We start from the raw sequence: 14,741 nt of genomic DNA, 5'->3' as shown, positions 1-14,741 counted from the left end.
CTAGGGATGGTCTTACACCTGGCCCACCCACCCAGTGGGTGGCGCGCGCGCCCGCCGCGCCTCACTCGTCCCAGGACGGGCGCCGCGCCGGCGTCACCACCGGGGCCGGGGACTCGGGCGGCTCGCCCGCGACCTCCAGCTCGCTGAAGCGCCGCGCCGTCACCAGCAGCCGCGACTCCACGCTCGCCACCGCCGCGTTGTACGACCCCACGGCCGCCTCCAGGGACGAGCCGAGGCGCGCGAAGTGCCCCGCGACCGAGCCGAGCCGCTCGTGGAGCTCCCGGCCCAGCTTGTGGACCTCCTTCGCGTGCCGCGCCAGCGCCTCCTGCCGCCACGTGTGGGCCACCGTGCGCAGCAGCGCCATGAGCGTCGCCGGGGACGCGATGACCACGCCGCGCGCGAACGCGTCCTCCAGCAGCAGCGGGTCCCCGCGCAGGGCCGCGTCGAGGAACGCGTCCGCGGGCACGAACAGGACCACCAGCTCCGGCGTGTCGTCGAACGCCCGCCAGTACTCCTTGCCCGCCAGCGCCTCCGCGTGCCGCCGCAGGTGCTTCGCGTGCGCCTTCAGCAGCTCGTCGCGCCCCGCCTCGTCCTCGACCTCCAGGGCCTGGAGGTACGCCTGGAGCGGGGCCTTCGCGTCGACCACGAGGGTCCGCCCGCCCGACAGCCGCACCACCAGGTCGGGGCGCACGCCGCGCCCGTCCACCGAACCGGTGTGCTGCTCGGAGAAGTCGCAGTGCTCGACCATCCCGGCGGCCTCCACGATCCGCCGCAGCTGCACCTCGCCCCACTGGCCGCGCACCTGCGGGGACCGCAGCGCGCCCAGCAGCCGCCCGGTCTGCTCGCGCAGCCCCTCGGAGATGTCGGCGACGCCCGAGAGCTGGATGCGCAGCTGCGCGTACGCGTCCACGCGCGCCCTCTCCACGTCGCCCAGGCGCGTCTCGTAGCGCTGCAAGGTGTCCGCGATCGGCGCGAGGACCTGCCCGACGGCCTCCCGCGAATGGTCGGTCGCCTCGTACGCCACCGTCCGCAGGGTCGCTTCGAGCCGGTGCTCGTTCTCCGCGGCGGCCTCCAGGCGGGCCGTCGCGGCCGCCAGCTCCGCCGCCTGGCGCGACCGCCCGGCGAACCATCCCCCGACCCCGCCCGCCGCGAGGCACACCGCCGCCAATAGGACCCACGTCATAGGGGCCAGTCTAAGCGGGCGGCCGCAGGTAGAGTCGGTACATGTTCCTGTGGTTGACCCTCCTGGTGATCGCCATCCTGGTCATCGCCTTCCTGGTCCAGTCCAACAAGAAGCGCGCCGCCGCCGAGCTGGCCGACGCGCAGGCCGAGGCCCGGCGCCTGCACGAGCGCCTCGGCGGGCAGACGATGAACCTCCTCGCCCCCGGCGACAACCTGCCCGCCGGGCAGGCCCTCGCCGACGCGGGCGAGCGCTACACGGCGACCGGCTCCCAGCTTGAGCAGGCGCAGTCGATCAACCAGTACCGGCTCGCGGCCGAGACCGCCATCGAGGGCCTGCACTACGTGCGGGCCGCCCGCCTGGCGATGGACCTCGACCCGGGCCCGGAGATCCCCACGATGCGCGGCCAGCGCCGCACCGGCGCGCTCACCGAGCCGGTGAGCGCCGAGGTCGAGGGCCGCCGGTACACCGGCTCGCCCGACCCCAGCGACGAGAACCGCCACTACTACCCGGGCGGCAATGTGGACGGACGCCCCGTCCCGTCCGGCTGGTACAACACGCCGTGGTGGCAGCCCGCGCTGGCGGGCGCCGGGGGCGCCCTGGTGGGCATGATGATCTTCGACGCGATGATCTCCCCGGCCTACGCGATGGGCGCGGTCGAGGGCGGGTACGCCGACGGCTACCAGGACGGCCTCGCCGACGGCGGGGACGCGTCCGCGGACGGCGGCGACGGGGGCGGCGACTACGGCGGAGGGGACTTCGGCGGCGGCGACTTCGGGGGCGGCGGGGACTTCGGCGGCGGCTTCGAGTAGGCCGCGCGCTCCGGCTTCGGCCCCCGCCCTCCTGTGGGCGGGGGCCTTTTGCGTGCCCCAGGGGGCAGAAGGGGTAATGCGGCCACTACTCGACGTGAGTCCCAAGCGCCCCAACGCCTTCGCGCAACCTTCCTTGTGATCTTGATCACTGCAAAGGGTCTACGTTCCGTTTCCGGAGTGTTGACGAAGCGTTACCCCGCGCGCCGCGGCGTCCCGCTTCCGCCGGGCTGCGCGGGAATCTCCCGAGTTCAGGGGCTCTGCCGGTCGCTTCCGGTACGGGCTCTTCGCCCGCTCCGCCGCATACGGCCGTTACCGGTGTTGTGTCGGCCGGTGACCGAACCGTGCGAAGTGGGGCCTTGTGCGTTCGTTTGTGGACTGGCAACGTGTCCTCGTCGGCGTCCGCGCATCCACGCGAGGCGCCGGACGACCCCCCCAACTCCGGGCCGTACCCCGCGCCCGGAGCCCAACAGAACAGGAGCCGTCGTGACGAATCCGCAACGACGATGGCGCAGGGCGCTCGCGGCTGCGGCCGCGGGCCTGCTGGTATCGGCCATGCCCGGTACCGCGGCCTTCGCCGAGTCCGACACCGACGCACTGATAGACGACAAGGTCGCCGCCGACCTGCTGGCGGCGATCGAGTCAGAGGGCGAGGCCGAGATCTGGGTGCGCTTTGACGGCGCCCCCGACTTCGGCCCCGCCCTCGCCGCAGACACCAAGACCGAGAAGGGCTCCGAGGCCGTTGCAGCGGCCCAGGAGTTCGCCGAAGCCTCGCAGAAGGACGTGATCGACCTCCTGGAGCAGTCAGGTGTCGACTACGAATCCTACTGGGGCTCCAACACCGTGCGCGCCACCGGCGGCAAGGACCTCGTCGCCGACCTCGTGCAGGTCGCCAATGTGGACGCCCTCGTCCAGGCGCCCGAGTACGAGCTCATCGACCCCGTGCCCGAGAGCGGCTTCGGGACCACCGCGACCGAGTGGGGCGTCGACGCGATCAACGCCCCCGACGTGTGGGACCTCGGCTACGACGGCACCGGCGTCGTCGTCGCCTCCATCGACACCGGCGTGGACTACGACCACCCGGCCCTGGTGAACCAGTACCGCGGCAACAACGGCGACGGCACCTTCACGCACGACTACAACTTCTTCGACGTCGCGAACGCCTGCGCCGGGGACGCCCCCTGCGACACCAACGGCCACGGCACCCACACCATGGGCACCATGGTCGGCGACGACGGGGCCGGGAACCAGATCGGCGTCGCCCCCGGCGCCGAGTGGATCGCCGTGAACGGCTGCTGCCCCAGCGCCGACGCGCTCCTGGACGCGGGCCAGTGGATCGCCGCGCCCACCAAGGCCGACGGCTCCGACCCGGACCCGTCCAAGGCGCCCGACGTGGTCAACAACTCGTGGGGCACCACCGCCTCCGTGGATGACCCGTTCTACGAGGACGTCGTGGCCCTGTGGCACGCCGCCGGGATCATCCCCGTGATGTCCCTGGGCAACAACGGCGAGGAGGGCTGCGAGTCGGCCGGCTCGCCGGGCCTGTACCCGAACGTGATCGGCGTCGGCGCCTACGACGCGGCCGGCGAGATCGCGTACTTCTCCGCCCGCGGCCCCGGCCGCGACGGGCAGGTCAAGCCCGACCTGGCCGCCCCCGGCGTCGCGGTCCGCTCCGCGATCCCCGGGACCGGCTACGGCCTCAAGAGCGGCACCTCCATGGCCGCACCGCACGTCGTCGGCGCCGTGGCCCTGATCCTCTCGGCCGCACCGGCGCTCGACGGCGACTACGACGGCGTCTACGAGGCCCTCACCGGCACCGCCGTCCCCGTGGACGACGACCAGTGCGGCGGCACCGCCGACCTGAACAACGTGTGGGGCAACGGGAAGCTCGACGCGCTCGCGGCGGTCCTCGCCTCCCCGATCGGCGACACCGGATCGATCTCCGGCACCGTCACCGACCAGGATGGCGCCCCCGTCGCGGACGCCGACCTGGTGTTCACCGGCGAGTTCACCCGCCGCGCGACCACCGGCGACGACGGGGCGTTCGCGCTCCCCGTCGTGCCGACCGGCACGTACGCGGTCACCGTCGACAAGTTCGGGTACGCGCAGGCCACCGGCACCGTCACCGTCGAGGCGGACCAGTCCGCGGTCTTCGACGCCGTCCTCACGCAGGTCGACTCGGGCACCGTGAGCGGCACCGTCGTCGACGGCTCCGGCCACGGCTGGCCCCTCGCGGCCACCGTCTCCACCGAAGGCGGCGAGGTCTCCACGACCACCGACCCGGACACCGGCGAGTTCTCGCTGACCCTCCCGGTCGGCGAGTGGGACCTCGTGGTCGACGCCGACTACCCCGGCTACCAGACCGTCACCACCGGCGTGGTCTCCGCGAACGACCTCGTCATCGAGGTCCCGATCACCGAGGACTGCACCGCGCCCGGCTACGGGTACGAGCCCCTCGGCTCCGGCTTCGAGGGCGGCACGGCCCCCGCGGGCTGGACCGTCGTCAACCGCGCCGAGAACCCGTGGACGTTCGACGACCCCGGCGGGCGCGGCAACCGCACCCCCGGCTCCGGCGGGTTCGCCATCGCCGACTCCGATGAGCAGGGATCGGGCGGGAAGCTCCTCGACTCCGACCTCGTCTCCCCGGTGTTCGACCTGTCCGCCGCCGACGAACCGGTCCTGTCCTTCGCGACCGACTACTACAAGGGCTCCTACAACACCGTCGCCGAGGTCCTCTTCAGCCCCGACGCCGGCGCCACGTGGGAGACCGTGTGGGCCCCGACCGCGAACGTCCGCGACCAGACCGTCGAGATCGACCTGTCCGAGTGGGCCGACGCGACCGCGGCGCAGGTCAAGTTCCACTACAACGACAACACCACGTGGGCGTGGTGGTGGCAGGTCGACGACGTGTTCGTCGGCACCTCCCGCGACTGCACCGCCATCGAGGGCGGCCTGGTGCGCGGCACCGTGACCGACCTGGAGACCGGCGAGCCCATCGCGGACGCCGTGGTCACCCACACCGCGTCCGGGTACGCCGCCGTCACGGACGCCGACGGCTCCTACTGGACGTTCGCGCCCGGCTCGGGCCCGAGCGAGTTCAAGGCCGTCGTCGCCGACTACGGCTCCGCCACCGAGGACGTCGCGATCGTCCCCGACGCCGTGACGACCGCGGACTTCGCGATCGGCGTCGCGAACATCAGCATCTCCGCGACCTCCGTCAGCACCTACGTCCAGCAGGGCGCGACCTGGTCGACCCGGCTGCGGCTCACCAACACCGGGACCGCCGACGGCGACGTCACGTTCTCGGTCTCCGACGGCGGCTTCGCCATCCTCGGCTACGGCTACCCCGGCGACACCTCGTGGCTGACCACGAGCGTCGACGCGGTCACCGTCCCCGCCGGGGCCACGGTCACCGTCACCGTCAAGACCAGCGCCACCGCCGACGCGGGCGTCGACCAGCCCGGCACCTACACGGCCGTCCTGACGGCGAACTACACCAGCCCCAACGAGTCGCCCGCAGTGGACGTCTCCATGCTCGTGGTCCCCACCGTCGAGCAGGGCAAGGTCACCGGGACCGTCCTCGCCGCCACCTGCGAGGGCGACACCGTCCCGCTCGGCGACGTCCAGGTCCAGGTCCGCGGCGCCGACGGCGACCGCTTCCACTTCTGGACCGACGAGAACGGCGACTACTCCTACTGGTTCCCCGAGGGCGACTTCACGGTCATCGCCTCCAAGGACGGCTACGCCGCCGACTTCGGGAGCCTCGCGCTCCCGGCCGGCGACACCGCCGACCTCAGCTTCACCCTGGAGGAGCTGAACTGCTGAGACCCGACTGAACACCCGGGCCCCCTGCCGCACCCGCGGCAGGGGGCCTTCCCCTTGCGCCTCAAGCGGACAGGAACGGGTAGTCCGTGTACGCCTCCGGGCCCCGCCCGTACATCGACCGGTCCTCGCGCACCGGCGTCAGCGCCGCGCCCCTCCGGTACCGCTCCACCAGGTCCGGGTTCGCCAGGAACGCCCGCCCGAACGCGACCGCGTCCGCCCCCGCCTCCAGCAGCTGCAGCCCCCGCGACAGGCCCCCGTCGGCCGGGATCGGCAGCTCCTCGCCCAGCTCCGGGTTCGCGACCAGCGGCCCCGCCCAGCGCCGCCGCAACTCCCCGAACAGCGCCTCGCCCGGCAGCGCCCGCCCGATGTGCAGATACGCCAGACCCAGGTGCGACACCGCGTCCAGCAGCGCCGGGAACACCTCGGCGCTGTCGGACACGTCGATCCCGTTCCCCGTGTTCCACGGCGAGATCCGCAGCCCCGTCCGCGCCGCGCCGACCTCCGCCGCGACGGCCTCCGCGACCTCCACGACGAACCGGATCCTGTTCGCCACCGAGCCGCCGTACCGGTCGGCGCGCCGGTTCGTGCTCGACGACAGGAACTGGTTGAGCAGGTACCCGTTCGCCGCATGGACCTCCACGCCGTCCGCGCCCGCCCGCAGCGCGTTCCGGGCCGCCGCCGCGAACTCGCCCACCGTCGCCTTCACGTCCGCCTCGGTCATCTCCACCGGGACCGGCGCCTCCTGATGCCCTGTGGGCGTGTGGATGCCGCCCGGCAGCCGCACCGCCGAGGGCGCGAGCGGCAGGAGGCCGCCCGGGTTGTTGTCGGGGTGCCCGATGCGCCCGCCGTGCTCGATCTGGAGGACCAGCAGCCCGCCGCCCGCGTGCACCGCGTCGGCCACGGCCCGCCAGCCCTCGACCTGCGCGTCGTCGTAGAGCCCGGCGATCTCCGGGTACGTGAACCCGGCGGGGGAGGGGGTGCTCGCCTCGCCGACGATGAGGCCCGCGGTGGCCCTCTGGCCGTAGTACTCGGCCATGAGCGGCAGCGGCACGCCCGCGAACGTGGCGCGGTTGCGGGTCATGGGGGCCATGACCATGCGGTTGGGGAGCTCCAGGGCCCCGAGCCTGACGGGCTCGAAGAGGCGTTGCGCGGCGGACTCCGGGAGGTGCTGAGCGGTGGTTGCGTTCGTCATGCGGGTACCGTAGAACCTGACACCCATGTGAGGTTCAAGGGATTGTGAGGCACGCCATGCGAATCGGTGAGCTCGCGAAGCGGACCGGCGTCTCCGTCAGGTCCCTGCGCTATTACGAGGAGCGCGACCTGCTCGCCTCCGAGCGCACCCCCGGCGGCCACCGCGACTACGCGGAGAAGGCCGTGGACCGGGTCATCCGCATCCAGGTCCTGTTCGCGGCCGGTCTCGACTCGGCCACCGTCGCCTCGGTCCTGCCGTGCATCCACGACGAGGACGGCGGCCCCAACGAGCTGACCACCGAGAGCCTCGCGCGCGACCTCATGGCCGAGCGCGAGCGCATCGACCGCACCATCGCCGACCTCCACCGCACCCGCGCGATCCTCGACGAGGTCATCGCCACCGCGGCCCTCCCGGCCGCGCAGGGCGCCCTGGCCGAGTCGACGGCCCCCCGCTAGGCCGCCTTCCGGACCGCCCCGCCCGCGAGGGCCCCGGTGCGCTCGCCGCCGTCGACCGCCAAGGCGCCGTTGACGAAGACGTACGGAATGCCCGCGGCCTGCCGACGCGGTTCGGCGAACGTCGACTGCGCGTCCACAGTGTCCGGATCGAAGAGCACCAGGTCCGCCGCGAAACCCTCCTTGACGAGCCCGCGGTCGGCGAGGCCCAGGACCGCGGCGGGGCGGCCGCTCAGGTGGGCCACGCACTCCTCGACGCTGAACAGCCCCAGCTCCCGCGTGTAGTGCCCGAGATAGCGCGCGAAGGAACCCCAGGCGCGGGGGTGGATCTTGTCCCCGGCGAGCACGCCGTCCGACGATCCCGTGTGGACGCCGTGCCGCATGATGGCGCGCACGTTCTCCTCGTTGCCCACGTGCATGAGGCACCCGGTCCCGAAGTCGTCCTGCACCAGCAGATCCAGGTAGAACTCGGCGGGCCGCCGCCCCCCGGCCGCCTCGGCGACGGTCTTGCCCACGTACCCGCGCAGCCCGGGGTCGGCGACGCCCGCGATCTCGTACCGGTCCCAGTGACCGGGCACGCCGTTGGCGCCGTCGGTCCCGGTGACGTCGAGCTCGTGGACGATCCGCGCCCGCGTCTCGGCGCTGGCGAGCCGCTCCCTCAGGGCCCCATAGCCTCCGGCGAGCGACCAGCTCGGCAGAAGCGCGGCGAGCATCGTCATGCCGGGCAGGTACGGGTAGGTGTCGAGGCTGACGGGCACGCCCTCGTCCAGGGCCTCGTCCACGAGCTTGAGGAGCTCGGCGGCGCGGCCCGCGTTGACCTCGTAGTTCAGGGTGGCGTGGGCGAGGTGCAGGGCGCACCCGGCCTCGCGGGCGATCTGGATCATCTCCGCGTAGCCCTCCATCGCGCCCGCGCCGTAGCTGCGCTGGTGGGGCCCGAAGTAGCCGCCGTACTGCGCGACCACTGTGCACAGTTCCACGAGCTCCGCCGTGGCCGCGTACATCCCGGGCGTGTAGCTGAGCCCGGCAGAGAGCCCGAACGCGCCCTCCTCCATGCCTTGGGCCACTTGGGCTTTCATCGCGGCGAGCTCCGTGCCTGTGGGCGGGCGGTCGTCCCAGCCCATCGCGAGCATCCGGACCGTGCCGTGGGGGACCAGGTACGCGGCGTTCACGGGGATGCCGCGGCCGTCGATGCCCCGGTCGAGGCGGTCGAGGTACTCGCCGACGGTGCGCCAGTCGTGCTCGACGTCGAGGCGGCCGTTCCAGGCGGCGATGGCGTCGCGCATCTGCGGCGCGGTGGCCTCGTCCACGGGCGCGTAGGAGAGGCCGTCCTGGCCGAGCACTTCGAGGGTCACGCCCTGGCCGAGCTTGGCGAGGTGGTCGTGGTCGGTCAGGACCGCCAGCTCGGAGTGGGCGTGCATGTCGATGAACCCGGGCGCGAGCACGAGCCCGCCCGCGTCGATCACCTGCGCCCCGTCGAGCCGCTCGCCGATCCCGGCGATGCGGCCGCCGCGGACGGCGACGTCGGCGCGGTAGAGGGGCGCGCCGGTGCCGTCGGCGACGGCGGCGCCCCGGATGACGAAGTCTCCTGCGGTCACTGCGCGCCCCTCCCCGTCGGCAAAAGTCCGGCTAGTCTACGCAGGCCAGGGCGTCGACCTCCACCAGCATCTCGGCCCTCGGGAGCGTGCAGATGACGGTGGTGCGGCACGGGAACGGCGCGGCGGCGCCGATCTTCTCTTCGAGGAACGCCTCGTAGACCTCGTTCATCGCGGCGAAGTCGGCGCGGTCGGCGAGGTACACGCGGAGCGTCATGACGTCGGCCATCGTGGCGCCGCCCGACTCCACGATCGCCGCGACGTTGTCGAGCGTCCGCCGGGTCTGGGCCTTCACGTCGCCGGGGAAGAGGTACTCGCCGGTCGCCGGATCGACCGGCCCCTGCCCGGAGACGGTGAGCAGCGGGCCCTTGCGGACCCCCTGCGGGAAGGCGTGCGCGGGGGCGGGAGCGGCGTCGGTGCGGATCGCGATCTTCTCGGTCATATAGTGAAGATACCTTCCAATAAACGGCGGCCCGACCAACGGCGGTGAACCCATCAACCACACCCGACCCAACCAACCCCCCACGGACACCCGCCACAACGCGGCCCGCCAACCGCGGCCCGCCCCGCCCACCCCCGAGGCCCGCCACGGCGCGGCCCGCGACGGCGCTGGCCGCCCAACCCGGCCCCGCCCGCCATTCGCGAAGCTTCCTCCAGTCGCGGCCCGCGGGGAATCCGGTGGCCGAACCCGGCTCGACCCACCCACCGCCGAGGCCCGCCACGGCGCGCTCCGCAACGGCGCTGGCCGCCGGACCCGCCTCGCCCCGTCCGCCGCAGCGATCCACCTCGGCCCTGATCACGACGGCGCCGACCGCCGACCGCGGCTCGACCCGCCCACCGCCGAGGTCCGCCACCGCGCGCCTCGCGATCGCGCCGACCGCCGGGCCCGGCTCCACGCACCCAGCGCCACGGGCCTCCCGGCCGCGCCGCGTGTCCTGGCCGGTCGCCGATGATGGACATCGCCCGCCTCGACGCGCTCCGCGATGAGGTCCTCGACTTCCGCCACAAGGGCGTCCCGGCCGCGGCCTACGGGCTCACGGTCGGCGAGTGGATCGCTTCGGGGCCCCCCACCCCCACCCTCCCCACCCCCCTCGTATCGATATCGGACCAGGCGCTTGAGCACAATCTGCGGGCCATGGCCACGTGGTGTGCCGACCGGGGGCTTGCGCTTGCCCCTCATGGCAAGGCCACCATGGCTCCGCAGTTGTGGCGCCGCCAGCTGGATGCCGGCGCTGCCGCGATTACCGTTGCCACCTCCTTTCAAGCCGGGGTGGCCCGTCACTTCGGCGTGCCCCGCATCGTCGTCGCCAACCAGATCGCCGATCCGGCCGAGCTTGCACGACTAAGCGTATGGGCTGGTGAAGGCACTGCCATCGGACTTTTTTCCGAAGCACCCCTGACGTTCGTCAGGGGTTCCGGGGCCGGGCCGCTCGACGTGTACGTGGAGCTCGGAAGCCCGGGCGGCCGGGCCGGGGCGCGGAGCGTCGCCGAGGCGCTGGCCGTCGCCGCGCAGATCGAGGCCGCGCCGCACCTGCGGCTCGCAGGGGTCGCCGGTTATGAAGGGGCCGTGGCGAGCGGGACCGACGCCGCCTCGATCGCCGCCGTCGACGACTACCTGGGCGACCTCGTGACATTGTTCGAGGCCTTGGACTTCGAGACGGACCGGCCCGTCCTCAGCGCCGGGGGCAGCGCCTACTTCGACCGCGTCGCCGTGATCCTCGGCCCGTTCGCCGACCGGGCCGAGGTGCTCCTGCGCTCGGGCTCCTACCTCGTCCACGACCACGGCTTCTACGCCCGCATGACCCCGACCGCGCGCGGCGGCGACGGCCCGCGGCTGCGCCCGGCCCTCGAAGGGCGCTCGCGCGTGATCTCAAGGCCCGAACCGGGACTGGCGATCCTCGACGGCGGCCGCCGCGACTTCCCGTACGACCAGGACCTGCCGATCCCGCTGGGGCTCAAGGACGCTCAGTGCCCGCAGATCAGCGACCAGCACCTGTTCCTCACCGGCGCCGTGGACCGCCTCGCCGTCGGCGACACCGTCCGCCTCGGCCTCTCCCACCCCTGCACCGGCTTCGACAAGTGGCGGCTGCTGCCGGTCGTGGACGAGGAGACCGGGACCGTGATCGACGCCGTCCGGACCTTCTTCTGACGCCTGCCGCCGGGCGCCTACGCGCCCATCGCCTCGCGGATCGCGTCGACCGCCGGGCGGTTCCCCGGGAGCCACGGGACCGAGTCGAGCTCGTCGGGCGCGAGCCAGCGCAGTTCGGCGTGCTCCTTCGCGTGCGGCTCGCCGCCCGCGAGGTCGGCGTAGTAGACGCGCAGGAGGTAGCGGCCGTCGCCGGTGGTGAGGTCGCCGGTGACGCGGTCGCCGACGGTGATGTCGACGCCGAGCTCCTCGCGGCACTCGCGGCGCAGGGCCTCGGCCTCGGTCTCGCCGGGTTCGAGCTTGCCGCCGGGGAACTCCCAGAGCCCGGCGAGTGCGGGCGGGTAGGCGCGGGCGGCGGCGAGGATGGTGCGGCCGTCGCGGATGGCGGCGCCGACGACGATGCGGGGCGCGGGTGCTTCGCTCACCGGCAGGAGTCTAGGGCCAGTGGCCCGGGAGCGTCGGATGGGTCCGTTGCCGTGCTGAAGGCGTTTCGTTATCTTTCGTACGAACGATGACGATGCGTGATGGCTAGTGAGCATCCTGTTGTTCATACGTTCGGTTGATATCGCATGGGCCGGGTGGTCAGGAATCGTGTCCGTCGGCACAGAACCAGACAAGAACTGTCCCTGTATTTCCGATATACCTGATTAATCCCGTTTGCCGGTCTGGACAGAAGCTGAACAACGCGGAAGACTCGGTTCAGAAATGATAAAGATCCGGCGACAATTCAGACACGAACGCCCCTCGTGACTGCCGGGTCGCTGTCAGACCAACCTTACTGATCGGTCGCGGCCCTGCTCCGGCAGGGCACAGCTCTGCTGGACGCGGCGATTCGGAACGGCGACATGAATGGCGACGGTGCCATGGGGAGAACGGAGCAAGACGACAACGTGCTGCTGGATGCACTGAGGGAGCTCAACGGTTGGGTAGCGGACGACGGCCGCCTCTCGCGGTCGCTGCCGCTCGACGACTCCCAGCACGCCGAGCTCGCGGAGCAGATCAAGATCTTCGCCGACACGCTCGGCGTCCGCCCGGACGTGCGGCGGACCGACGAGGCCACGCTCATCGTGCTCGCCCGCGAAGGCGGGTTCAGCCTCACCGACGTGACCTTCGCCGGGCGCGTCGAGACCGCCTACATCACCATGGCCGGAGACCTCGCGGCCGAGGAGACCGGTCTCGCCAAGGGCCGCTTCCGCTGGCTCAGGCGCGGCGAGTAGCGGCCGGTCCGCACCGCGCGAGCGGCGGACCACCACCGGAACGGTGGCAACGACAAGGCGGACCGCCGGGAACCCCACCTCCCGGCGATCCGCCGAACATCACGAAGGCCCGCACCTCGTGCGGGCCTTTTCGCTTGCGCCGCTTACCGCGCGGCCGGACCGGAGACCGTCCCGGGCGCGTCGAGGACCGCCCGCGCCTCGGGCTCCTTCACGACCTGCGCCGGATCGGGCGCGAGGCCCGCGGCCGCGCCGGCCCGCTTCACACTGCCGCGCATCGCGCCCGGCACGATCACCAGGGCCAGGAACCCGGCCGCCACGAGCGGGACCGACACGACGAACGTCACGCCCGCCGCGTCGGGGGCGCCGAGCAGCGGGAGCACGATCCACCCGGCCAGCACTCCGGCGATGCCGAGCACCCCGGCGACCAGCGTCACCGCGGTCAGCCGCCCGAAGCCGGCCATGGACCGCGCGACGCGTTCGTCCATCGCCTGGAGGTCCGCGAGGGCCACCGGCCGTTCGGTGGCGTAGCGGAGGTACTTCAGGCCCTGCGGCGGTTCACGCCGGGTGTCGGTGTGGTCGAGGGCCTTCGGGTAGGACTTGAGGACTGTGCCGTCGGCGGCGACGTGCCACCGGCTCCCGGGGGCGGGGTCGGTCATGCCGTGCTCCTAGACGTTGAAGCGGAATTCGACCACGTCGCCGTCGGCCATGACGTAGTCCTTGCCCTCCATGCGGACCTTGCCGGCGGACTTGGCGGCCTGCATGGTGCCGGCCTCGACGAGGTCGTCGAAGGACACGATCTCGGCCTTGATGAAGCCGCGCTGGAAGTCGGTGTGGATCTCGCCGGCGGCCTCGGGGGCGGTCGCGCCCTGCTTGATCGTCCAGGCGCGCGTCTCCTTGGGCCCGGCGGTGAGGTACGTCTGGAGGCCGAGGGTGGCGAAGCCGACGCTGGCGAGGCGGTCGAGGCCGGGCTCGGTCTGGCCGGTGGACTCCAGGAGCTCCAGGGCCTCGGCCTCGTCGAGGTCGATGAGCTCGGACTCGAACTTCGCGTCGAGGACGACGGCCTGCGCGGGAGCGACGAGGGCGCGGAGCTTCGCGGCCAGCTCCTCGTCGGCGACCTGGTCCTCGTCGACGTTGAAGACGTAGATGAACGGCTTCGCGGTGAGCAGGTGCAGGTCGTACAGCAGCTCGGTGTCGAGTCCGGCGGCGAAGACGGTGCGGCCGGAGTCGAGGACGGCCTGCGCGGCCTGGACGGCCTCCAGCTTCGGCTTGGCGTCCTTGTTCATGCGCGCCTCGCGCTCCAGGCGCTTCATGGCGTTCTCGACGGTCTGGAGGTCGGCGAGGATCAGCTCGGTGTTGATCGTCTCGATGTCGTCGACGGGGGAGACCTTGCCGTCGACGTGGGTGACGTTGCCGTCCTCGAAGACGCGCACGACCTGCGCGATGGCGGAGGTCTCGCGGATGTTGGAGAGGAACTGGTTGCCCTTGCCCGCGCCCTCGGAGGCGCCCTTGACCAGGCCGGCGATGTCGACGAACGTGACGGTGGCCGGGAGGATCTTCTCCGAGCTGTAGATCTCGGCCAGCTTCGGCAGCCGGTCGTCGGGGACGGCGACGACGCCGACGTTCGGCTCGATCGTCGCGAACGGGTAGTTCGCCGCGAGGATGTCCGAGCGGGTCAGCGCGTTGAACAGCGTGCTCTTGCCGACGTTGGGCAGGCCGACGATACCGATGCTGAGTTTCACGAGAACCGATTCTAAGCGGGGCCGCGCCGCGGGCATGCGGCGCGACCTCGCGATGTGGGCTCAGGCGGACAGGAGGCCGACGCCGAGGGTCAGGGTCCCGGCCGCGAGGCTCGCCGCGCCCGCGTAGAGGAGCGCGATCGCCTTGTTCGGCTCGGTGCGGCCCTTCCCGGCCATGGCGGCGAAGAACCCGCCGGACATGAGGATCGCGGCGGCGGGGACGCCCGCGCGGGCGATCCAGCCCCAGGCGCCGTCCAGGGCGGTCGCGTCGGCGAGGACGAGGCCGACGAGGCTGAAGATGACGAGGACGCCGGCGTGGGCGTGCCCGGCGCGGGAGAAGGACTTCTGGAACTCGGTGAAGGGCACCTTGCCGCTGGCGATCCGGACCAGGAAGGTGCCGCCGAACTCGATGGTGACGACGGTGAGCAGGACGATCCCGGCGAGGAGGCGGGAGGCGTCGCTCAGGGCGAAGGCGGACTCGAACATCAGGGGGCTTCCAATCTCGTGGCGGTGCTGATCTGAAGGTACCCACGTGTCTTGACAGTGTCAAGTTAAAATCTTGACATTGGCCAGTGGCGTTTGACACTGTCAA

13 protein-coding genes are annotated in these 14,741 nt (G+C 72.3%); 5 read left to right on the top strand and 8 right to left on the bottom strand.

The window, feature by feature from the left end:
* Window positions 1-61: 61 nt before the first annotated feature.
* Window positions 62-1,183 carry a DNA recombination protein RmuC gene (locus ACFFXY_RS14720; protein WP_382351746.1) on the bottom strand — a complete coding sequence of 374 codons (1,122 nt, stop codon included), beginning with the start codon at window positions 1,181-1,183 and terminating at the stop codon, window positions 62-64.
* A gap of 41 nt (window positions 1,184-1,224) precedes the next feature.
* Here ACFFXY_RS14720 and ACFFXY_RS14715 point away from each other — a divergent pair, with 41 nt between their 5' ends.
* Both ACFFXY_RS14715 and ACFFXY_RS14710 read left to right on the top strand, forming a co-directional pair.
* Window positions 1,225-1,992, top strand: a complete 768-nt coding sequence (locus ACFFXY_RS14715; protein WP_382351744.1) for a hypothetical protein — start codon at window positions 1,225-1,227, stop codon at window positions 1,990-1,992.
* A gap of 483 nt (window positions 1,993-2,475) precedes the next feature.
* Entirely contained in the window at window positions 2,476-5,814 is a 3,339-nt protein-coding gene (locus tag ACFFXY_RS14710) for a S8 family serine peptidase (RefSeq protein WP_382351742.1), read from the top strand.
* Between the two features lie 61 nt (window positions 5,815-5,875).
* Here the strand turns inward: ACFFXY_RS14710 and ACFFXY_RS14705 are convergent, their stop codons facing one another.
* Window positions 5,876-7,006: an alkene reductase gene (locus ACFFXY_RS14705; protein WP_382351739.1), complete on the bottom strand. Its 1,131-nt coding sequence runs from the start codon at window positions 7,004-7,006 to the stop codon at window positions 5,876-5,878.
* Window positions 7,007-7,062: 56 nt separating this feature from the next.
* On the opposite strand from ACFFXY_RS14705, the gene ACFFXY_RS14700 reads away from it, so the two are divergent.
* Window positions 7,063-7,461, top strand: coding sequence for a MerR family transcriptional regulator (locus tag ACFFXY_RS14700; protein WP_382351737.1), 399 nt, complete (start codon window positions 7,063-7,065; stop codon window positions 7,459-7,461).
* Here ACFFXY_RS14700 and ACFFXY_RS14695 read toward each other — a convergent pair.
* On the bottom strand, window positions 7,458-9,053 hold the full coding sequence (locus tag ACFFXY_RS14695; RefSeq protein ID WP_382351734.1) for an N-acyl-D-amino-acid deacylase family protein: 1,596 nt from the start codon (window positions 9,051-9,053) through the stop codon (window positions 7,458-7,460). The genes ACFFXY_RS14700 and ACFFXY_RS14695 overlap by 4 nt on opposite strands.
* A 31-nt stretch (window positions 9,054-9,084) precedes the next feature.
* Window positions 9,085-9,492 carry a RidA family protein gene (locus ACFFXY_RS14690; RefSeq protein ID WP_382351731.1) on the bottom strand — a complete coding sequence of 136 codons (408 nt, stop codon included), beginning with the start codon at window positions 9,490-9,492 and terminating at the stop codon, window positions 9,085-9,087.
* A 507-nt stretch (window positions 9,493-9,999) separates the two neighbouring features.
* Between ACFFXY_RS14690 and ACFFXY_RS14685 the strand changes: the two genes are divergently transcribed.
* Window positions 10,000-11,199, top strand: coding sequence for an alanine racemase (locus ACFFXY_RS14685; RefSeq protein ID WP_382351728.1), 1,200 nt, complete (start codon window positions 10,000-10,002; stop codon window positions 11,197-11,199).
* A gap of 17 nt (window positions 11,200-11,216) precedes the next feature.
* Here ACFFXY_RS14685 and ACFFXY_RS14680 read toward each other — a convergent pair whose 3' ends face one another.
* On the bottom strand, window positions 11,217-11,621 hold the full coding sequence (locus ACFFXY_RS14680; RefSeq protein ID WP_382351725.1) for a (deoxy)nucleoside triphosphate pyrophosphohydrolase: 405 nt from the start codon (window positions 11,619-11,621) through the stop codon (window positions 11,217-11,219).
* A gap of 438 nt (window positions 11,622-12,059) precedes the next feature.
* Between ACFFXY_RS14680 and ACFFXY_RS14675 the strand changes: the two genes are divergently transcribed.
* Window positions 12,060-12,413 carry a pterin dehydratase gene (locus ACFFXY_RS14675; protein ID WP_382351722.1) on the top strand — a complete coding sequence of 118 codons (354 nt, stop codon included), beginning with the start codon at window positions 12,060-12,062 and terminating at the stop codon, window positions 12,411-12,413.
* Between the two features lie 143 nt (window positions 12,414-12,556).
* Here ACFFXY_RS14675 and ACFFXY_RS14670 read toward each other — a convergent pair whose 3' ends face one another.
* The 3 genes from ACFFXY_RS14670 to ACFFXY_RS14660 are packed head-to-tail and all read right to left on the bottom strand — an operon-like array spanning window position 12,557 to window position 14,635.
* Window positions 12,557-13,069, bottom strand: coding sequence for a hypothetical protein (locus ACFFXY_RS14670; RefSeq protein WP_382351719.1), 513 nt, complete (start codon window positions 13,067-13,069; stop codon window positions 12,557-12,559).
* 9 nt (window positions 13,070-13,078) lie between these two features.
* A complete protein-coding gene (gene ychF / locus ACFFXY_RS14665) occupies window positions 13,079-14,152 on the bottom strand; it encodes a redox-regulated ATPase YchF (RefSeq protein ID WP_382351716.1) in 1,074 nt (357 codons plus the stop codon).
* A 60-nt stretch (window positions 14,153-14,212) separates the two neighbouring features.
* Window positions 14,213-14,635 carry a hypothetical protein gene (locus tag ACFFXY_RS14660; RefSeq protein ID WP_382351713.1) on the bottom strand — a complete coding sequence of 141 codons (423 nt, stop codon included), beginning with the start codon at window positions 14,633-14,635 and terminating at the stop codon, window positions 14,213-14,215.
* Between the last annotated feature and the right edge of the window lie 106 nt (window positions 14,636-14,741).

Source organism: Glycomyces mayteni, from assembly GCF_042428885.1.
GTDB lineage: Bacteria > Actinomycetota > Actinomycetes > Mycobacteriales > Micromonosporaceae > Glycomyces > Glycomyces mayteni.
This window is presented reverse-complemented; position numbering and strand designations above follow the sequence as displayed.